The organism is Ketobacter sp. GenoA1, assembly GCF_003671475.1.
GTDB lineage: Bacteria > Pseudomonadota > Gammaproteobacteria > Pseudomonadales > Ketobacteraceae > Ketobacter.
Window position 1 is genome coordinate 122,971 of record NZ_RCHM01000030.1, and the last position, 20,266, is coordinate 143,236.

At 58.7% G+C, this 20,266-nt stretch carries 10 protein-coding genes; 1 reads left to right on the plus strand and 9 read right to left on the minus strand.

The annotated features are described in order from the left end of the window. Positions 1-7: 7 nt before the first annotated feature. Positions 8-1,351: a cytochrome P450 gene (locus D9N13_RS12625; protein WP_290590456.1), complete on the minus strand. Its 1,344-nt coding sequence runs from the start codon at positions 1,349-1,351 to the stop codon at positions 8-10. 84 nt (positions 1,352-1,435) lie between these two features. Between D9N13_RS12625 and D9N13_RS12630 the strand changes: the two genes are divergently transcribed. After that, positions 1,436-3,661, plus strand: a complete 2,226-nt coding sequence (locus D9N13_RS12630; RefSeq protein ID WP_290590459.1) for a patatin-like phospholipase family protein — start codon at positions 1,436-1,438, stop codon at positions 3,659-3,661. Positions 3,662-3,679: 18 nt separating this feature from the next. On the opposite strand, the gene D9N13_RS12635 is transcribed toward D9N13_RS12630, so the two are convergent. From D9N13_RS12635 to D9N13_RS12670, 8 genes are all read right to left on the minus strand, one after another. After that, positions 3,680-5,191, minus strand: a complete 1,512-nt coding sequence (locus D9N13_RS12635) for a DUF3336 domain-containing protein (protein WP_290590462.1) — start codon at positions 5,189-5,191, stop codon at positions 3,680-3,682. 579 nt (positions 5,192-5,770) lie between these two features. Then, complete coding sequence (locus D9N13_RS12640; RefSeq protein ID WP_290590465.1) at positions 5,771-6,739, minus strand: tetratricopeptide repeat protein; 969 nt, start codon at positions 6,737-6,739, stop codon at positions 5,771-5,773. Further along, positions 6,736-10,386, minus strand: coding sequence for a DUF4157 domain-containing protein (locus tag D9N13_RS12645; RefSeq protein WP_290590468.1), 3,651 nt, complete (start codon positions 10,384-10,386; stop codon positions 6,736-6,738). The genes D9N13_RS12640 and D9N13_RS12645 overlap by 4 nt, the downstream gene beginning before the upstream one ends. 2 nt (positions 10,387-10,388) lie before the next feature. Then, positions 10,389-12,290, minus strand: coding sequence for an ATP-binding protein (locus tag D9N13_RS12650; RefSeq protein ID WP_290590471.1), 1,902 nt, complete (start codon positions 12,288-12,290; stop codon positions 10,389-10,391). Then, positions 12,283-13,896, minus strand: coding sequence for a hypothetical protein (locus D9N13_RS12655; RefSeq protein ID WP_290590474.1), 1,614 nt, complete (start codon positions 13,894-13,896; stop codon positions 12,283-12,285). The genes D9N13_RS12650 and D9N13_RS12655 overlap by 8 nt, the downstream gene beginning before the upstream one ends. Positions 13,897-13,927: 31 nt before the next feature. Continuing rightward, on the minus strand, positions 13,928-17,563 hold the full coding sequence (locus D9N13_RS12660) for a hypothetical protein (RefSeq protein ID WP_290590478.1): 3,636 nt from the start codon (positions 17,561-17,563) through the stop codon (positions 13,928-13,930). Between the two features lie 40 nt (positions 17,564-17,603). Further along, the gene (locus D9N13_RS12665; protein WP_290590481.1) at positions 17,604-19,325 is read right to left on the minus strand and encodes a hypothetical protein; all 1,722 of its coding nucleotides are present in this window, start codon (positions 19,323-19,325) and stop codon (positions 17,604-17,606) included. Between the two features lie 19 nt (positions 19,326-19,344). Continuing rightward, a complete protein-coding gene (locus D9N13_RS12670) occupies positions 19,345-20,241 on the minus strand; it encodes a hypothetical protein (protein WP_290590506.1) in 897 nt (298 codons plus the stop codon). Positions 20,242-20,266 lie beyond the last annotated feature (25 nt).

Here is a 20,266-nt window from a genome sequence, read left to right on the forward strand (position 1 = left end):
ACCTGACTCAATTGGTTGCAATGGGCTGCAGGGTGGCTGCGCAATTATTGGTGGGCCGCAGTGTGATGCCGGTTTGAATATGAATGGGGTCGGTGCCACAGCTTACCTGGTAACGTGCACTGATGCCCGCCAGCAGCAAACAAGCCTCCAGCATTGCCAGGTGCTCCCCTATGCAGGTGCGGGCGCCGGCAGAAAACGGCAGGTATTGTGTGCGGTTGAGTTCTAGCCCCGACCATCGGTCCGGATTGAAACGGGCTGGCTGCGGATAAAGATCGGGATTCCGGTGAATCACATAGGGAGAAATCAGAATCAGGCTGTTCGGCTTGATGGATTCGCCCCCCAGCTGCGTCGGCTTTACCACGGTTCGGCCAAACACATACCCCGCCGGATACAGGCGCATGGTTTCACGAATCACATTGTAGGTAAACGGCAGGTTGTGCCGAATCTCGGTGAGATTGGTGAGTGCGCGTAGATCCACCGAGGTGGTTTCCTGTTGCAGGCGCTGAGCGTATTCCGGGTGTTGTGAAAGCAGAATAAAACAGAATGCCAATGTGGTGGCCGTGGTTTCATGCCCGGCCAGGAACAGGGTGACAATCTGGTCCCGCAGGTGGGATGGGTTGATCAGGCCCTGCTCCCGGGAAGCCGCAGCCAGATCGTGCAACAGGCTGCCCTGCTCACGCTGATCTTCGATGTGCTGGGATATTCCAGAATAAATCAATGCATCCAGCCGCTGTACCGCTTTTCGATAGGCTGGGTTGCCGCCCACCGGCAACCAGTCCGGGGTATAAATCGGAAAGCGCAGACGGGGTGCAAGGCTGCCCATCAGTTCTGTCATGCAGCACTCCATTTCCTCCAAATCCACATTGAGATGCATACCGAAAATGCAGCGGGTAATAATGCGGGCGGTGATGCGCGACATCTGCTTGCCGATGTCCACCTGCTGTTGACCCTGCCATTCGGTCATCAGGGTGTCGATCTCATCCAGAATTATCGGGATATAGCTATTGGTGGATTTGGGTTGAAAGGCCGGTGCCGACAGCTTGCGCAGCTGTTTCCATTGTTCACCTTCGGAGGTCAGCAGGCCGTGGCCGAACAGGCGCCGCAGGCGCCGGGCAAAGCTGCGATTACGGACATAGGATTGGGATTTATTGGTGAGCACTTCGTGCACCAGATCGGCATCGGTCACCAGATAGACCGGGGTTTTCAGCAAACGAAACCGGGTAAAGGAACTGACCGCCCCAGCGTCCTCCAGAAAGCCCAGCGTGTTGCTAACAAAGGGTCGCAGATTGCCGAAAATAATATGCTGGGGCGCCAGATGATGTGCCTGGATTGCCGTTGGCTCAACCGCCATAACAGAAGTCCTGAATTATTGTGAGACTGTGGACAGCAAGGTATTGTAACACCAGGACAGCGATGGGAAGGGATCTGAGTGAGAATGTGTGAACCGGTTGGTAGATGGATCGTCAGTCTGTTGTTGCCGCTGGTATTGATGGAGTCGGTAGCGGGTCAATCTGTGCTGATTCCGCCGGATGCCACCGTGGGGTTGGTATTAAGTGGCGGCGGTGCCCGCGGCTTGGCTCACGTGGGGGTGCTGCGGGTATTGGAGGCACAGGGCATCCATCCACAGGTGGTGACCGGCACCAGCATGGGGTCCATTGTGGGGGCACTCTACGCCAGTGGCCGCAATGTGGATGAAATCGATCGCATTGCCCGTACCATGAACTGGCATATCGCATTGAGCGATGCGTCACCCAGGCGCCATCAACCGTACCCCTTTCGCCAGTTGGATGCCCAGATGAGTACGGATCTGAGGATGTCCATCAATTCACAGGGTATCAGCTTCCCCAAAGGCGCCATTGAGGGTCAGCACCTGGATCAGACCTTGGGCAAGTTGTTTGAGAACAATGGCAGGCCCCTGCGGTTTGCAGACATGCCACGGCGCTTTGCTGCGGTGGCGGCGGATATTGAAAGCGGAGCGGCGGTGATCATGGACCAGGGTGAGGTGGCCACCGCTGTGCGGGCCAGCATGTCCATACCGGGGGTGATCGCACCGGTATCCCGCCATGGCAAGCTGCTGGTGGATGGCGGCATCGCCAATAACATGCCGGTGGATGTTGCGCGGGCAATGGGTGCGGATTTTATTATCGCAGTGGACGTATCCTCACCGCTGAAATCCCGCCACGAACTCACGTCTTTCTTCAGCATAGCCAATCAAACCACCGCCTTTCTGGTGCGGGTCAACACAGTGGAGCAGCGGGCCAATCTCAGACCGGATGAAGTGTTGATTCTGCCACCATTGGATGACTTCGGCTCGGCCGATTTTGACCAGGCGGACCCCATCATCGAGGCAGGTCTGACGGCGGCGTTACAGCGTTTTTCCATGGCCAGGGATGAGCTGCCTGCGGCAGTGCAGTCGGCGGTGGAAACCCATGGACGTGTGCCGCAAATTGATTTTATTCGCGTTGAAAATACCAGCGTGGTGAACGATGAGGCCATCAGAAGCCAAATCCGCCAGCCCATGGGGGAGCCCCTGGACCGGGCGTTGCTGGAAGAGGATATGTCGCGCCTGTATGGACTGGATTACTTCAGCGTGATGCGCTATCGGGTGGTGGAAGAGGGCGGTGAAAGCGGCCTGGAAGTGACGGGAATTGGACGGGAAACCGGTAACAACTGGCTGAAACTGGGGCTGGAATTGGCGGATGATTTTCAGGGCAACAGTGTCTTTGGTCTGACCGCCAGCTTAAGGGCAGCAGGATTGAACCAGTACGGTGGCACCGCCTTTGGCCGAGTGGTGCTGGGCACCGCGCCGGAACTGGAATTACGTTTCTTACAGCCGATCACGTCGGATCTGGCGTATTTTGTTGAACCGGCTGTGGGTTACCGGGCGGATTCCCTGGACATCTATGTGGACGACTATCAGAGCACACCCATCTCGGAATATGAGAAACAGGATCTGTGGTCCACGTTGTCATTGGGCCGATTAATCTGGAACGGGGCCGGAGAAATACGGATGGGTGTGGCCCGGGAACGGGGTGCTTTTGATTTCCGGGGTGGCTACGATCTGGAGCGTGAAGGGGCGGACTTGTCCGACTACGATGATGGCTTTTACTTTGGCCAGTTGGGTTGGGACACCCTGGACGATCTTGGATTTCCAACTTCCGGTTATCGCTGGAAGCTAAAAGCCGAGCGCCACATACCGGCATTGGAAGCAGGAGATGATTTCTCCCGGGTTGAGCTGGACGGTACGCTGCCCATCAGTTGGGGCCGCAATACACTGTTGATTGAGGCCGATGGGGAAGTCAGCGACAGTGACGAAGCCAGCTTTGTTGATATCCCGTTTATTGGTGGCTTTCTTGAACTATCCGGCTTGCCGCCCCGTTCCCGCTTCGGGCGCCATCGGGTGCTGATGCGCGGCGTATTCTACCGCCAGTTGAATGAGAACGGGCCACTGCCCATTAATGTCCCTTTGTATTTAGGTGCGTCATTGGAACGTGGGAATGTGTGGCTGGACCGCGATGAAATCCGTTGGCGAAACGCCATTGGTGCCGGTAGTCTTTTTCTGGGCGCACGCACCCCGTTGGGGCCGGCATATCTCAGTTATGGCCGTACTGAGGAGGGTGATCAGAGCGTTTCCATTTTTCTGGGGCAGCGTTTCCGTTAGTGTTGCCGGTGCACAGTGTCAGCTATAAATATGATGAATGCTGCGGCCCGGTTCGTTGAGCCCCTCACGGTTTAGATCCTCTAGAATCCGATCCAGTGTTTTGGAAATCAACGCCGCATTTTTTATCTGGGCCAGTTTTGGCCAGGTAGAGCGCATGCCGATATCAATCAGGTTTTCAATTTCGCCATCCTTGAATTCGAACACGGTTTGTCGCCATTTGAAATCCTGTTTACGCAGAAGAATATTGATGTCGCCCAGATAATTCTGTTCCAGCATACGCACCAGGTAAGCAATCTGAGCGGCAATCCGGCTGCCCATTTCGCCGCGGCGATCGAGAAACCGTTCCGATGTGGAGAGGGATTCATTGAGCACCTTGATGAAAGCCGCCGACAACGTGTGACGATAGCCTTTGGTCTGGCGGGTGGTGACGTCTTCAACAAAGGGTACCACCATGGGATTGATCAGGCTGACAATAAAGTGATTCACCCCATAGAGACGCATCAGGCGTTTGGCCGGTAAGTCACCGGAAACGGAGCCGTCCACCCAGCGGCGACTGGCAAGATAGGGCCGGGCTTTGCCGTTAAAACCCTTGGCATAGAGGCGCTCGGAGGGCATCAGCCCGGGTACACTGGAAGAAGCCGAAACGGCAGACCGAATGTAGACGTTGGGTGAGGTAATGGCGTTCATCAAACGGGAGGACTGATGTTTTTCTGCCGGTGAAATGGACACGTTAATATAGCGACCTGTCATCTCAAACGCTTCCTGAAAGGTCAGATCCAGCGGCACGATCTCATCCAGGGTGCGCTCCCGGGCGGACTTGGCCTCGGCATCGGTAACCCGGCCCATGAATACATCCATGAGCCGGGTGTTCTTGGTTTCTTCATAGTGTTTGCGGCGGAAGAAACCTGCTTTCAGCTCGGCATCGGTTTTCGTGCCCAGTAAAGCGGAAACGATGGATCCGGCACTGGCACCGGAAATCACGTTTGGCAACAGGTCGTGATCAATCAGTTCCTGAACCACACCATGATGAAAATAGATGAGCCCGGCGCCACCGCTCAACAACAATGCGCTGCGCCCATAGCAATGGCTGGCGCGACGGAAAAAATCCAGTTTCTCCGGGTAAGGGATTACCGAGTCGGGGCTGCGATGGATGCATTCCAATGCCTGGGCGATGGTGGCCACGTAACTGTCGATCAGCAGTTTGGTGCCGGCTTTTGCCCGGCTGTAAAGAATGGGGCGGCCCATACCACCCATGTTGCCGTGCACACCTTCATTGAGGGCGTAAAGCAGCTCCTGGTGGGCGCCGGCGTTGAGCAATGTTTTCAATTTGGCGTGGCGGGCTTTTATGGCCGTGTAATCGTAGAGGTGGGTTTTTTCCTGGTCGCGCCACTGGGCAGCTCCGGAACGGGAATCGTGTTCCTGCGCCAATTCAAACCAGTGTTGGTAGTGACGTACCGACGCCATTCGCTTTTCCAGCTGGCGCAACGTGGATTTATTGGAAGAAAGAACAGGAGCGATTAATGGTTGCATAGACACTGCCTCAATAATTCAAATACCACTAACCAGCAAACCGGATTATTGTTGGAATATTACGATGCTCTGCGGCTCGTTTGCTGGACAGCATTTTGTATTGGGCAAAAAATAGGAGCGTGCCAGTGGGGGCAGATGTGCAGTCAAGCAAATATTCTCTGCAATCCGAATCGCACACGATGAGCTTCATAACCTGTCGTGATAACGCTTCGAAAGACTGAAAACCACCACATTGGTGGAATGCTTCCTTGGCAGACACACTAGGGTCACGTTGCCCGGTGAGTTGAACGTTTCACAGTGAACAGCGCTTTATCGCAAATCCACAAACCCCACCAGCCTACCGCCGATGCCGTTGACGGAAAAATCCTTGGGAAACCGGAATTTTACCTTGAGGCACAACCCCTTGTACGGGGCGCTTGGTACACCTCTTCGCGGCTTCTTACGAATACTATTGGACACGCATTTGCTTAGTTGTTCCAGCCGTCATCGAGCCCGAAGGCTTTTCACACCGCAGTAGTGCTCTTCAATAAACTCTATACTCCCGTTGTTGCCTTTGCAATGGCTATTTGAAACGTTGATTCAGTGCATTTTTTGCAATATTTGCTGTGCCTTGTGAGCGTAGTCATCCTGATTTTTGCTCAGTGCGTTGAGCAGGGTCTGGCTCTCTTCCACAGCGCCGCTTTGTTGCTTGGTTAGGGCCAGATAAAAACGGTAGCGATTGTTGTCCTGATGTTGAGGTGCCACGCTGTCCAGTAATGACTGGGCCTGCTCAGGTTCACCCTGAGACAGATGCAACACCGCCAGTTCCACTTTGGATTCGTCGTCCTGGGGAATCTGCTCAACGATTTGTTGCAGATAATTCATGGCTTGTTGCCGGTTGCCCAGGCCCAGTTCGGTCAGTGCCAAGTGGCGCAGCGCATTGGCGTCGGTTGGGTTCAGGTGCAGGGCATTGTGCAGCGCCTGGCGGGCATCACCGAAATTGTTATTGAGAAAACAGGTGATGCCGTATTGAGCCCAGGCCTCGGCGTTTTGATTATCAAGCTGCAGGGCATGGCGATAACAGTTCATGGCCTCGTTGTAGCGTTTCTGGGCGGCCTGGGCAATGCCCAGCCGCACATGCAAGGGGCTGCTTTCAGGTTGTAGACTGATGGCCCGTTGTGCGGCGTATTCTCCGGTTTGAAAATCACCCAGCAGTACTTTGAAGCGGGCCAGGGTATCCCAGGCAATGGGATTTTGCGGATCTTCCGCCACGGCCTGCTCGATGTGACCCAAACCCTCTTCCACCTGATCCAGGGCGATCAATACCTGCCCCAGATTGCAGTGGCTCATGGAAGAGTGGGGGTTTAATGCTATGGCTGAACGCAGATGAATCAGAGCCCCCTGCCATTGCTGTTGCTGGCTTAACACAAAGCCCAGATTGTTGTGCGCGCTGGCGCTGTCGGGGTTCAGGTCCAGCGCCGCCTGATAGGCGGATGCGGCGCCATCCAGATCGCCCTGACTGTGTGCCTGCAGGCCCTGTTGTAATAAATCATTGACGGTATTGGTCATGCGATCCTCCCGATCAGGCCTCTCAACAGTTGATTGGTATCGATATCCGGGACTTCAAACTGCACGTCGTCCAGGGAGATGTCAAAGGGCTCGCCCTCGTGATAATGCACCGGCAGACGGATACCAAAGCGGTAGCCTGAACCGAAGCTGTAGCTGGCGAACTGCCAGCGCTCGTCGTACACGCTGAAGCCCAAGGCGCGCACGCTGACGTAGCCGCCGATATCGAAGGTGAAGCTGGGTTGGGCGTGCACCGCCAGATTAGCGGTGATATCCAGGCCCTCGCTGGGTGTCCAGTCAATATGGACACCGGCCTCGGCGGCGCCCTCAATGCCCAGGGTGCCGCCGATTTCAAGGCCGCCGGTGGCGCTGGCGCCGGTGATGCCCAAACCGATGCCGGCGCGTACCGACAGGCGCAAACCGGCGTCGGCGGGCACGCGCAGGTGGGCGTCACCGGTAACTCGAGTGTCTTCTTCGTGGGCAGGGTTATAGGTGATGCCGATGCTGAGCTCATCGATGACACCGGGCCCTATACCCGCTACGGCACTGAGGCCGCCGCCCACTTCTGCGACGATGCCCGGAACGATGGGGGCCTGCACCGCAATATTGAAAATGGATTTGTTGATTTCGCGACGGGCAAAGATTTCCACCTCATTGGGAATGCCGATTTCGCCGGACACGGTCACTTCGCCGTTGGGATCGAAGCGGATGCCGGCGGTGCCTTGCAGCCAGGGCGCGATCTGAATGGTGGCGGAGCCCGAGCCATAGATGTTGAGGGCGCCATCCGCCATCGGCTCGCCACTGGGCAGGCCGTCCTCGCCGATGGCGCGGTTGGAGGCACCGACGGTGACCCGGCCGGAGAGCATACCGCGTTGGTAAGCACCACTGAATTCAGCGGTGAAGGCACCATCGTCATAGCTCACGGTTAATTGCGAGTCGACGCCCGGGATGGCCGGTTGGGCGGTGCCTGTGGCGCTGACTTTCCACTCATCACCCTGCTTGTTGACGCTGACTTCGATGGAGCCGGAACGGATGGCCGGGTTGGCCGCCAGCTGCAGGTTGCCGCAAATGGTGAGGCCGTTCTCTTCGGAGTAATCCACTGACAGGCCGGCCTCTTCGATACCGGGAATGTCGGGCTGCACGGAACCCTCGGCGGAAAAGTCTCCTTCATTGTATTCCACGGTCACGTTGGCGGAGCGAATGCCTTTGATCTTGTCCGGTTGGTCGATGCCAATGGTGCCGCGTCCACCAAACTGTCCGTTGCGGTACCAGACGTCGATCTCTGCCCGGTCAAACAGGTTGGGATCAAAATTGAACTTGCCCTCGGCCTCGAACTGCTGCGCGGTGGACATGCTGGCGCGGATCTCGCCGCTGCCTACGTTCTGAATGTCGACACCAATTACCCCTTCTGCACCGAAACCACGGGTGCCGGCAAAGAGCCGCAACGAGCTGTGGGTAATATTGATGGGGCGGGGCAAACGGATGCCGTCGATGGGGATGGTGGCATCCACTTCGACATCTTCACCGGTGACGTTAAGCCCGATCTGGGTGCCGGACAGGAGGGGCAGATCGCAATTGATGTGACCGCCGGCAACCAGCCCCACACCCCCTTGCAATTGGGCGTTATTGATTTCCACCGGGCTGAAGCCCTTGGCCCGCAGCCGATTACGCACCCAGCTCTGTACGCTGGCGGGGTCGATGGTGCCACCATACATGACACCGGGCATGGGCACGATATTCCAAGTGAAGGGTTGTCCCATCAGGTATTTGTTCTGACTGTAGGCAAAGCCGGTGACGGTGCCTGTGCCGCCCTCGGTGGTGCCGGCTGCCTGTTGGTAGTTAAGTTGGGTGACGCGAATGCTGGCAGCGGAATTGCGACCGCTGAATCCCCAGCCGGGATCGCGTCCCAGTTCAACCTGTTGCTGGCCCTCGCTCCAGGGAATACTGGCCCGTTGACCGCCGTTGGGATTGGAGAAAATGACGATACGGGTGGGACTGCCCTGCAGGTTGAAGTGTCGAATCTGGCGTTCATTGAGAACGTTCAAGCCATCCAGGTGCACGCCGGAGTTGATCTGGTCAACGGTGTAGTGGTCTTGCGGGTGGCCGGCCACCCGCATGGAGGCCCCATGTTGCTGAATGGTGATTTCATCCCGGGCCCGGGCATTGATGGCACTGCTGCGCACCGTATTGGGTGACCAGACATGGCGGCCCAGGGCCAATAGTGAATCCAACTTGCGATTGAGCTCATTGTTGATCTTCGCGCCCGAGCTGCGGTTGGCTGAGGATTCCAGCAGCCAGAAGTTGCTGATGTCACCATCGCTACCACCTAGCTGAAACTCACGTTTGTGGTCCACATCATAGGTTCTGAAATTGCCTTGCCGGTTCCAGCGCGGCCGTTTCAGTTGCTGCACAATTTGGGGTTTGTTGCCCATGATGAACTGATTTTCACGTTTCAGTTTCAAGTAGTATGCGGGCTGGTTGTTGATGGTCATGCTGGGAGCGTTGGCGACTTTGGTGGTGAGGGCCGAGTCGAGGCTGCCATCCTGTATGGCGCCGTCCCAGACGCTGCTTTGGGTATTGTCGCGGGTACGGCCCGCCTCGATCACACAGGGTGCCGGTGTGAACGGCTTTTTCACCGCGGGCAGGTCGATTCGGGGCAGGGTGATGGTATGGGCGCTGCGATCCATCTCTCCCAGAGTGGGATGAGACAGTACACCATTGCTGCCCAGAGTGGCTCCCCGTTGAGTTGCGCGATCCGCTGGGGTGGCCGCTGCTGGCGCGCTGGTTCCGGTGGTGTTACGATAAATCTTGCGTGCCACGTGGCGACTCTGTTGCACCACATGGGTCAGTTCATGGGCCAGTAACTCGCGGCCCCGCTCGGTTTCCGGTGTAAATTCTCCTGGGGCAAAATAAATATCGCTGCCGATGGTAAACGCCCGCGCATTCAGCTCTTTGCACAGTGCCGCCGCTTCGTTGTCGTTGTGAATGACCACACTGGAAAAGTCATTGCCGAATTGGTGCTCCATATCTTTCAGCACCGTGTCCGGCAGCGGGCTGCCGTGCCCCCGGCTGTTCTGAATCCGTTGCTCCAGTTGAGTGGCGGAGGTTTCTTCCGGCTCAGGATTGGCTTCAGAACTGGTTTGTGCTTCCTCCTCTTCCTGACGCCAGAGTTTGGTTTGTGCTTCCTCCTCTTCCTGACGCCAGAGTTTGGTTTGTGCTTCCTCCTCTTCCTGACGCCAGAGTTTAGTCTGTGCTTCTTCCTCTTCTTGACGCCAGAGTTTAGTCTGTGCTTCTTCCTCCTCTTGTCGATACAGTTTTGGTTGGGCTGCTTCCTCCTCTTCCTGACGCCGGATCTTCGGCATCATCTCCTCTTCTTCCTCTTCATCATCGCCCTGGCGGGCTATGGAACGTGCCACCACCCGTTGAGCCGACTCTACCGGCGCGGCCTCTTCTTGCGGATTGGATCGCGGGCTGCGTTTGACATCGGCAGCAACCTTGTCGGCCTCTTGCTCTTCTTTGTCACCGGGGTCGCTCACCTGCAGTTTGCGTTGCAGATAGGCGGGTTTGCGCACCTTGCGCCGTACTTTACCGGGGCCTTTGTTTTTGGCCTGAGTCTTCGATTGGGTTTTGCTGAGCTGTTGGCTTTCCATGGCTATCGTCCCAGATTATCCAGCGCCGGCGGCATGCTGCGGCCCAGTTTTTGATACTCACGGGCTATGGCTTGGATCAGTGCCCGGGCGGCGAGGGGTTCCTGTGCTGATTGTGTGCCGGCGGCGGTTAAAACCGCATTCCGGATTTGGCCACCGCTTAAATCACAGTGGCTGGCAAGGCTGCGGATGATGTCTGCCCCGGGTGAGCGTTGCCCCAGATGACTGTGCCATAAACGCAGGCGTTCCTGGAAACCGGGCAGCGGGAAATCAATGATCACTTCAATACGGCGGTTAAATGCGTTGTCGATACGTTCCCGATTGTTGGTGGTGAGCACCACAATGCCGGGATGACTTTCAATGCGGGATAACAGGTAATTGGTCAGGTTGTTGGCATAGCGTTCGCCGGTTTGTTTGGCGTCGGTACGGCTGCCGAAGAGGGAGTCAGCCTCATCAAACAGCAGCATGACGTCGGCGGCGGCGGCCTGGTCCAGCAAGAGCCCCAGGTTCTTTTCCGATTCGCCGATGTACTTGTTCATCACGGCACCCAGGTCCACACGATACAGTGGCGCACCCAGCCGGTTGGCCAGATAACTGGCGGCCAGTGTTTTGCCGGTACCGCTTTCACCCACAAACAGCGCCCGCAGGCCAGGGTTGGAACTGGCTTGCATGGTGTCCCCCAGGTTGCACCACAGGGATTCCCGGCGCTGTGCCCGCGCGATCATGTCCTCCAGGTACTGATCAATCAAAGGCGGAAACACCACCGCGTTTTTACCCACATCCCGCAGCACCGGTTGCGCCAGCAGGCGCAGCTTTTCCGTGCCCTGTTGCTGGCGCGCCTGACGAATCATGTCGGCGGTGACGGGTTGATTGGATTGCCGGGCCAGGCGTTGTGCTGAGTGCGACAGCTGCAGGATGGTGGGGCCACTCAACAAGGCACTGCCACTCAACTGCTGCGCCAGGGTGTTGTCGCCCAGCGTGTGCTGCCACAGCGCTTGGCGCTGCGCCTGGTCCGGCAATCCAATAAGGTGTTCCAGGCAGCCTTCCCCCGCCACGGCACCATCCATGTTGATGATGATGACAGCCGGGTGATGGGGTTGGGATGTGGGCCATTGCAGCGCCTCACCCGCGGCCAGATTCACCTGTACCACCGGTAGCCAGTTGGCGTGTTGACAGGCAAGTTGGAATGGGCCGTTCTGCTGCCACAGGGCCAGCGGCGTGGCAATCGGTTGCAGGTCAAGCAGTGCGGCCAGTTCGGCCGCCATCAGGTGACGCCCGCTGTTGGGGTGGCCGCGAATGATCAGGGTACGCAGTTCCCCGCTGTGCAGCATTTCCGCCAGCTTGGGCAGGGCCTGGCGGGATCGGGTGGGCAGTAACTGGCGCTGTGTTTCCGGCAAGGGATGGGTGCCGGGCCAGAGCGGTCTGTGCTCATTCAGTACGGACCACAGCGCGGTGTCCATGCGCAGGCTTTGCAGTGGCAGCGGTACATCGCCTTCCAGGGTTAATACGTTGTGCTGCAGTAAGGGGCTGTTGAGCAAGTCCAGCGTGGTCCAGGGGGGGGTGGGTGCAAACAGGTTGTCCACCAGCTCCAACGCCAGATGTACCGAAAGGCTGCCGTTGCTGTCCGGTTGTTGCAATCCGTGCAGCGCGAAGGTGATATGGGGAACCGTTTCCACCTGGCCCGTCAACAACAGCAGAAACGTTTCCCTGATGTTCAGATTCAGGTCACGGATGCAGTCCGCCAGTGGGCCATTGGCCGGTGGCCAGTGCTGTTGCCACCAATCGTTTTCGGTTTCCCACGCATCACGGGGCTGTTGTTGCTGATAACAGGCCAGTCCCAATGCCACCCAACGCAATAGGGCGGCACGACTGGATTGGGGAACCGACAGCAGGGCAAGATCATTCATTGGGTGTGGCCTCGCTCCGATCAAAATGAAATTGAACCACGCGGCCCAGCCAGGGCAGCCAGCCCGGATTGATATCCAAGCCGGCCAGGCGCAGTTCCAGCTGCACATGGTTGGCGGCCACGTGCATGTCCACATGGCTGGCGCTGTAGTGAACAGTGGCAGGCAGCATCAACAGGGATGGCTGCCATAGGTCGGCCGCCCCATACCACTGCTGCGCCAGTGTCGTGATGCGCTCAGCTGCGGGCAGAGCGGGCAAGCTTTGCAATGCGTCGCTGTGATCGAAACCCAGTTGTTGCGCCAGAAACCGGGCCACCGGATCCTGAACATCCAGCTGTAATCGTTCTGCAACCCGATACAGCCAGATCCAGCCGTTGGCAATGTCTTGCCAGTAGTCGCCCATGATGGTCTGCATGGCTGGGCGATTGAGAAAGTTCAACAGATAGAAGACACCACCCTGGCGGGTATGGAAACAGTGGTCAGCTGCAGTGGAATGCAGGTCTACCTTCATGGATTGTGCAGCAGGCGGTGTGGGAACCGGCTGATCCGTTGCTGCCCCGGGATCGCCTTGCCGGCTGCCGGTGCCTTGAACCTGTGTTATCTCCTGAGCGGTTGTTTGGGCCGGCCCCGTCGCCTTGGCTGACAACGGTTGCTTTCCAGCGGGGATGGCAGCGGTTGACTGCACTGCGGTGGGTGAAGAGCGTTGCGGGTTCACATTCGTTGGCGGAGTGCCGGCCGTTGGTGTATCGGAGCCCGTTGGGGTGTGTGTATTCACGGGTGTCCCCTGCACGGGCGGCTCTGTTGGTGCAGTGGCTAGGGCCCGGTACGCGGTATCAGTTAAGGTTGTGATCAATGCGTCTACGGTGTGGTTAACACTGTGTTGCAGGCTGATGGGGCAACATTCCTGGGCCAGCAACAGTGCGGCCAGACGCACACGGTGGCACTGGGCTGTATGCGCCACCAATACCGGTTGCCAGCGTTGCAGTACGCTGCGGGGAATGGTGGCGGCAATGTTGTTGGATCGATGGGTTATACCGTGCCTTTCCGCGTTGGGTGTGGTTGCCGTCGGTGCGCTTGTTTCAGTTGTTTCCGCATCCCGGTAGCCGTTATGCCAGCACAGTTCCCGCCACAGTTGCAGTGCGTCGGCCTCGGTAAGCCGGCGCCAGACCAGTGGCAGTGTCTGCTGTTGGGACAGGTGTTCCGTGAGGGCGTTGATCTGCTCAGGGTGGTCCGCCAACACTGAGTACAGGGCCTGGCTTACCGGCATGGCGATCAGTTGTCGCCAGCGTTGCCAGTACCAACGCCGGCCGGCATCGCCCCGGGCCAGGTCGGAGAGCAAGGTCGCCAGCATGTGTTGCGTGTTGGCAAAACGCATCACCTGGTTGGGATCGTTGCCGGACAGCACACAGTGACGGGCCTCCTGAAGCAGGCTGGCACGGATCTGATCACGCCGTTGGCTGACTTTGAGTCGGCGCACAAAAACCACCTGTTGGCCGGGAGCTTCCGGCCAGTCTGCCCGTTGCAGATCCTGCTGCACGGCATCCTGGTCCGCCCTTGGGCCACGTACCCTGAGGGTACCGATGGTGGTGTCGTACAATGTGTTCAGCATCGTGCTTCCACGCCTGGGTTAACGGTTTGCCTTACCGACGGGTTCTACCAACAACGGCAAAGCGTGAATTAATGGTGATATTGGGTTGGATCACGTTCACTATGCGAACCTGGGTGCTGTCCGGGCTGTGATCAACAACACTCAGCTCCGCCGCCACCTGTTGATTCAGATCCAGTAGTTGTAAGCGGTTACCGGGCAACACACGGCGATTCAGTTTCACCCGAAAGCGTTCCCCGGGTAACACAACCCGCGGTGCCACAAATACATTGCCGCGCACGATTTCCTGTGGATCACCGAGGGAGGCAAAAATGAGCGTGGCACGGATCATATTGCGCATGGCGCTACGACTGGCGGCGTCGGCATCGTCGCTTAACTGGCGGAACCACCAGGCTATCAGCTCGGAGACCGTGCGGGTGGCGTTGAAGTCATCCTGTTCCGCCTGTTCCAGTCCGGGCCACCAGCTGACCTGTTCCACCCGAATGCGGTCGTCTTCTGCCAGTTGACCCCACTGCAGCCGAATCGAGCCGGGCAGTTGCGCCAGTTTTTCCAGCAGACAGGCCTGACATTGCTCCAGCTTTTGGCGCAGGGCCTGGGCTTCGCTGCGCAGGCTGCGGGTACCGCTTTGCGATAAATCCTCCAACGAAAACACGGTGGCGGCGCGTGCCTGGGTCTGTACACTGCTGTGGGTGAATGCGGGCAATGTCAATCGCGACCACTGCTTCAGCATGGACTGGTTCTGTATGTGCACGGTATGCAGTCGGGCCTGCAACGTGTCTGTACCGGCGTTGACCGTCAGCCGTTGGCTTCTGGCTTTAAAACGGGCCTGCCGTAACTGACCCAGATAATCGAATTTTTCAAAGGCCGGCAGTTTGCTGCGCTGCGGTTTGAGATCCGCCCAATACTGCATGGGTATCTCGGTGACGGCATCGAAAAAGTATTCCAGTTCATCGGGTAAAGCGGCATCGGTATCCCCGTCACATCCGGGGACAATATCGTTGCGGCTCTTGTAGCGCAGGGACAGGGGGTCCGCCACTGGTACGGACACCGGCGTGTTGCGTACCCGTACATAGTAGAGGCCCTGAACCGCACGGGTAAGAATACGGCTGCGTTCCAGATTGGCGTCATGGGCCCGGCGCCAGTCTTCCTCCAGCAGGCGCTGCGCCACGCCATAGTCACCCAGTTGCTCATCGAAAAAACGGTCCAGGTTTTCCAGGGTTTCCCGCGCCACCCGGATCAGGCCACTGAGTTTTTCGATCTGCGCCAGCTTGCGGGTGTGTTCCCGCAGTTTGCCCTGCAGTTTGCGTTCAATCTGGTTGTACCGGCTCTCCACAATGGAGATCCATTTGGTGAGCACCTTACCGGCATTGAACAGCGCCTCGTAGCGTTTTTGGTTGGCCAGAAGGCCCCATAGCTGTTGCCGTTTGGTGGCATCGTCTCCGGCTTGCTTGTCGGCTTCGGCCTCGATCTGCGCATCCAGTACCGCCGGTGCAGTCAGCCCCAGATTCTGCTCGCTCACTTTGAGTTTCTTGCGCAGGGCGGAGGCGTCGGTGGGATCAAACAGATCGTTGATGGTGGTCACCAGATCCTGCATGCCGAAATAGGCTTTGCGGTATTCGTTGATTTCCGGGCTGATGTGGTCCAGCACACCAAAGCGAAATTCCCTGGCCTCAAAGGCGGGCTTGCTGACCGCACTTTTGGCGAGGTTGGCCAGCAGGTCCAGGCGTTTTTTGTTGATACCCAGTTCAAACGCGGAAAAGGTCTGGGGCTTGCTGGTGAGGTAACTGGGTGTGCTGCTGGTGCTGGTGTTCAATGCGGAAGACAGCAGATTGTTGCTGAAGTTGAAGTTGCTGCCGGTGGCGGAGGTTTTGCTAGTGCTACTCACTGCCCCACTGATGCTGCGACTGGTCATGGTACCTGAGCTGATTCCAGACACCGACCGGGAGGTGGCGCTGGGGGTGGAGACTTCTTCCGGCAACAGGTTGGTATTGAGGCTGGCGTAAGGCAGCCAGCGCGCCACCTGCAGACCATTGCCATCGCCGGCAACGCCCCCGGCCAGGGCAGACAGGGCCACGGTTTGCGAATCCAGTTGCTGACGCTTCAACAGCAGCAGATCGCGGGTTTTCTCCAGGCGGGTGCGGATGGCGCGAATCTGGTTTTCAATGGCCTCCAATTCCACCAGGGCAACCGCATACTGGATCACCAGCCCATCCTGCTCCGGCGTGGGCACCGGCGGGGGTGTGGTGACGCCGTCTTCGGTCACCAGCCAACGGCTGTAGAAATCCGGCTGTGCCGGAATGCCCCGATTATAGGGGTAGGGCGGTGCGCTGCTGCCGAACTCGGTGAGTGCCCGTTGGATCACATTCTGAAACAGGGTGTTGGGCGTAAGCGGCGGCAGCGTGGGTTTTGGTAAATCCAGTTGCTTGAACTGGGTTGGGTCCAGCACACGGCGTTCAACGGCAGGCAAATCGCCGGGGCCGGTGAGAGGATCCTCGTCGGACGGCTCCACATAGTAGAGTTTGTCGAATTGCTGGCGCCAGCGATGCCAGGCGTTGTAGGCGCGCATGTAGAAACGGTAGAGGTCGGATTCCAGCTGGGTGTCGGTGGGTGGAATGTCCAGTAAGTCCGCCCGATAATCCTGGCGGCGCAACGCCAGCAGCAGACGCACTTTGTCCCCCGCCGGTTGGCGCAGATCGATCACGCGCCGTGGCAGATGGCGATGAATCAGGTCCAGCACAGAATCTTCGGGTACCGGTACCATATCCACGCTCAGGTGCTGCGGTAGCCACATAAAATCCGGGTTCGGGGAATCGGCATTCTGTAACCAGGCCAGGGGCAGCTCACCGGCCGCGGGCAGAAAATCCAGGTTCAGATTGTTGTCCAGAAAATCCGCCAATGGCGTTCCCGCATTGGCCGGCAGGCTGTGATTCTGCATCACCTGGCGCAGGGCGGCGGCGGTCTGATTGAGCAGTACCCGGTACCCGGACCGGGCGACCGCGTCATAGCGCCCGGCGGCCTCGGAGACCCAGTTAATGGTATGGTCGTCACCGCTGCTGGTGATGGCCAGCAGGGCCAGGGGAATCGCCTGATTGAAATTGTCGAGGAACTCGGCATCCACCCGATCGGCGGCAATCCAGTTTTGTAACTGGTCGGCCGGTGTTGCGGTGACCACGGCGGGGGCGATGGCCAGTCGTTGCAGGCGCACGCTGGTGACGGTGGCCAATCTGGAATCCCGGGTGGGATCGAATTCGGCCCGTTGGCAGGGTTCCACCCGGGGCGCGTCGATGGTGTTCTGCGATTGCTGCAGGGTGAGGTAATACACGCCGGTGGCGTCGGCGGTGGCGGTGCGTTGCAGGTAATCCTCAATCACCCGTTGCCATTGCGCTTTCAGCGGTGATTGCAGGTGCAGGGTATACCCCTCGGGCGTGACCGCCAGCCCCGGGTTCACCACAAAGGTGGCTGCCTCGGCCAGGCCACTGCCGCTGCTGGCCAGGCGTAAACCATACACCACGCCGGCAGGTCGGGTTTTCAGCAGGGGTGACAGGCGCGCATCAGCGTATTCCTGTTGCCGGTCAAATTCTTCTTCACCCAGGTGGCGCCCGGCAAACAGATGGACCCGTTGCAGTTTCGGATCACTGGCAATGGGTCGATGCAGCACGATTAACGACATCACGGTCTCCTTGATGCGCTGGGCATCCATTGATTCGGCATCAGTTCATTGAGTCCAACAGCGCTTCCCAACGGCGCAGTACGGTATCGTCCAGGCCCAGTTCGGCGCCGCTTTCCAGAACCTGTCGGCCGCTGGCGCCCGGCCGCTCCACCTCCTGTTCACGCAGGCGCTCCAGCATGGCCGGCAGGGCGTCCTGTTCCATCAGCTGTTGCAGGGTGGGCCAGATCGCCGGGTCGAAGTAGCGCTCCACCAACATCAGAAACTCGTTGGCCTGAAGCACTGCTGCAGCGTCACCCCGGTTATCCCTGGTCAACTGGGCAAGGGCTTCTTCGCCGTCACTGTCCCGGGGCGGGCGCATCGCGGCCAGGCGTTCGAAATTCAGAAAACGCAGCAGCACGCTGTCCTCATCCTCGATGACGCTGCCGGGATCACTGGGATCGGGATTGGTATTGTCGTCGGGCTGGCCCGGTTGCGGCAGGGTACTGCCCAATGCCAGCACGATGCCGCTGACGGCGGTTTCCGCGGCCCGCACCGGACGTCGCACGTACAGCAACTGGCTGTCGCCCAGGGTGTCCCAGATCGCCTGCCAGACGTCGGCATCCGTATCCAGCTCATGCACCGGTTGCACCGGATACAGTTTCAGGCGCAGTAGATCCAATTGTGGCAGGCGCCGGCTCTGCGGATCGTAAGCCCGTTCCAGTTGTTGGGCATAGAGCCCGTAATCCTGGTTGGACAGGGGTGCCAGCACGACGATGTCCACGGCTTCTTTAGTGTTCAGGTCGATGTTGGGCAGAGGCAGTGACTCGCTGCGGATCAGGTCTACATCCGATTGCCGGATGGGGGCAATATGGACATTGAAATGTTCGGGAAAATAGGTCTGCACGCCGGCCACGGCATCAATGGCGTCCTTGGGGGTGGTGCCCACCGGTGGCAGCAGACTGAAGTAATCCCGGGCACTGAAAGCATTATCGAGGCTGCCGCTGAGGCGGCTGTTGAGGATATCCCGCAGCAGGGCTTCGTACTGGCGCGACAAGTCCTGTTGCTGATCCCCCAGGCTTTGCTCCAGGCGCAGCGGTTGGCGCAGCAGTTCCGGATCCAGCCATTGGGGGGTGTCGTTGTGGATAGCAATGATGCCCAGGGCCACGCTGTCTTCGGGGATCAGGCTGGTGGCCAGGTGAGAGTCCAGCAGCTCCCGCATCAGGTTGGCGCGGATGTGCAGGGGGTTCTGTTGCGGCAGGGCCAGCGGCAGGGGTACCAGCCCCATTTGCACTGATTCCGTCACCAGGGCGTAATCGGAGCCCCGCTTGGACGCCAGATCCGTGGGGAACACCTCGGCAATGTCCGTGGCCACTTCCACATAGCGTAACACCACCGCATAGAGCGCGCGGTTGAGCTTGCGGTACTTGCTGTGATTGAGTTGGGCGATCAGGGCGCGGTCCGACAGGCTCACCAATAACTGACTGCCCAGGTGCAGTACCCGGCCCAGGGGGGTCATGGCCTGGCCCGGCTCCAGGGTCAGGAGGGAGGAGAAGGGATCATAGCTGAGCTGCAGGCCGCTGATGATGCCGTGGCCCAGTACCTTGCCCACCTCCCGCAGACGCTGATCCAGGTAGACCTGATCCCGTTCCAGATCCTCGGCGGTGAGCAGGCGGCCATCAAAATAATGGGTGCGGGTCATGCGGGGGTCGATGTCGGCGATGCTTTCCAGGCTTTCGCCGGCAGCCATGGGATCCCCCAGCGGTTGAAACAGTATGTCGCTCATGGTGTCTCCTTGCGCGCGGCTATTGGCGATTGAGCCAGGCCAGTTGGCTGGCGGTGGTGAGGAAGGGGCGCACCAGATTGTTGATACTGATGCGCTCCGGGTTCACCACGATATTGTTGACGTCGCTGCTGCTGATGCTGATGCGTGCCAGCAGCAGGCGGGCACCTTGTTCCAGTTCATCCGCCAGATTGGTGGTGGCCAGGCCGCTGCTGTCGAGGGCATTCAACAGCCGCGCCTGCAGACTCAGTTGTGCATGGGCGGCGGGATTGCTGAGCTCCAGATCATCCAGGGTTTGTTGTTCGGCCGCGCTCAGTGCGGGCACAGCATCGGCCACCGGTGTGTGACTGGCCCAGGGGGCGAAGCGCTCATCGGCCGGTGGCGGTAACTCCGGAATCAATTCCAGCTGCACACCATCGGCGGTGCGGCTGGGTTGCACGGCGTCGGTGCTCAGGTTGAGCTTGCGGGCCAGCACCGGCTGCTGGGCCAGGGCACAGTCCTTCTGCCGTATACAGACCTTCAGCCAGAGCAGGTCATTGCTGCCGTCGAAGCCTTCCAGCAAACTGGCTTCGCTCTGGGCATCCAGCCACTGGCGCAGATTGATGCAATAGGTTTCATGCACCAGCACTTCTCGGCCCAGTCCATCGATGGCGATCCCCGGGCTCACATGCAGTCGCACCAGAATGTCATCCACATCGTTGTCGTGACTGTCGGGGTCCATACTCACCCGCAGCCCGGCCAGGGTACCGTAGCCGTGCAGCCAGTACTGATGGCGGGTAAGGCGGCGGCGGTGGTAAGCCTGTTCATCGCGGGTGGCCGAAAGCCCCAGCATCATGCCCGCTTCGTAGGCTACCCGGCGCAGGGGCTCCGCCAGTTGATCATCCTGTTCCAGGGTGGGCAGGTCGTCCAGGTTACTCATGGGGCCTCCTCATGGCTTGTCTCCT

Excerpts from the sequence above, each read along its gene's own strand:
- D9N13_RS12625 (WP_290590456.1), bottom strand. The coding sequence starts at position 1,351 with ATGGCGGTTGAGCCAACGGCAATCCAGGCACATCATCTGGCGCCCCAG.
- D9N13_RS12630 (WP_290590459.1), top strand. The coding sequence starts at position 1,436 with ATGTGTGAACCGGTTGGTAGATGGATCGTCAGTCTGTTGTTGCCGCTG.
- D9N13_RS12635 (WP_290590462.1), bottom strand. The coding sequence starts at position 5,191 with ATGCAACCATTAATCGCTCCTGTTCTTTCTTCCAATAAATCCACGTTG.
- D9N13_RS12640 (WP_290590465.1), bottom strand. The coding sequence starts at position 6,739 with ATGACCAATACCGTCAATGATTTATTACAACAGGGCCTGCAGGCACAC.
- D9N13_RS12645 (WP_290590468.1), bottom strand. The coding sequence starts at position 10,386 with ATGGAAAGCCAACAGCTCAGCAAAACCCAATCGAAGACTCAGGCCAAA.
- D9N13_RS12650 (WP_290590471.1), bottom strand. The coding sequence starts at position 12,290 with ATGAATGATCTTGCCCTGCTGTCGGTTCCCCAATCCAGTCGTGCCGCC.
- D9N13_RS12655 (WP_290590474.1), bottom strand. The coding sequence starts at position 13,896 with ATGCTGAACACATTGTACGACACCACCATCGGTACCCTCAGGGTACGT.
- D9N13_RS12660 (WP_290590478.1), bottom strand. The coding sequence starts at position 17,563 with ATGTCGTTAATCGTGCTGCATCGACCCATTGCCAGTGATCCGAAACTG.
- D9N13_RS12665 (WP_290590481.1), bottom strand. The coding sequence starts at position 19,325 with ATGAGCGACATACTGTTTCAACCGCTGGGGGATCCCATGGCTGCCGGC.
- D9N13_RS12670 (WP_290590506.1), bottom strand. The coding sequence starts at position 20,241 with ATGAGTAACCTGGACGACCTGCCCACCCTGGAACAGGATGATCAACTG.